The following is a 668-nucleotide window of genomic DNA, read 5'->3' on the forward strand; positions in this document are numbered from 1 at the left end:
GGATCGACGAAGAACAGCTTGCCCAGCGCGAACGCGGGCCCGTGCGCCACTGTTTGCACGGCGAGCAGCGTGGCGGCCGCAAAGGTCAGGAAACTGAAGCCGACGTTGAGCTCCGCGGCGACATGATGCTGGCCCACGAGCGCCAGACAAGGCGACCGGGTTCGTGCACCTGACGGAACACGACCTCACGCTCCTCGCCATGGAGTGCCCGCCAGGCGCGGATGCGTCGCTCCAGCGTCCGGCGCACGTTGCGCGACAGGTGTGGATGGCGCCGGAGCATCTCCTCCAGTACGGCCACGGGACGAATACCCGCAGCGGACTGCAGCAGTGGAACAATCTCAGTGTCGAATATCTCGGCCAAGGGATCCCCGCGTCGGCGTTCGCGCGGTGCCTTCTTCTGCGATGGTAATCGTGGATCCTCTTCGATGCGGTAGGCAGTGGCGACGCTGAACCCGGCGCGAACAGCCGCCCTGGGCGGCCCTTCCTTGAGTCTGTGCTTCATGTAAAGCCTCATCTGGTGGTCGTTGACGTGTCGTCCGGGCACCGCGGCCTCCCCTGGCATGGAAGGCTCGTTCATACCCGATCCACCGCGACCACCGACAAAGCTCTCCATCGATGGGAGCCTCTCCGGCGCGGCGTGGCGGCAGCGGTTCCGGGCTACGCCCGTC

General features: G+C 66.2%; 2 pseudogenes. Both read right to left on the reverse strand.

Features of this window, described 5'->3' with window-relative positions:
* Positions 1-146, reverse strand: a pseudogene (locus AWB68_RS47995) (hydrogenase 4 subunit F); the annotation flags it as partial.
* 2 nt (positions 147-148) lie between these two features.
* Positions 149-544: pseudogene (locus AWB68_RS45840) on the reverse strand (IS21 family transposase); the annotation flags it as partial.
* Positions 545-668 lie beyond the last annotated feature (124 nt).

Source organism: Caballeronia choica (genome assembly GCF_001544535.1).
Taxonomy (GTDB): Bacteria; Pseudomonadota; Gammaproteobacteria; order Burkholderiales; family Burkholderiaceae; genus Caballeronia; species Caballeronia choica.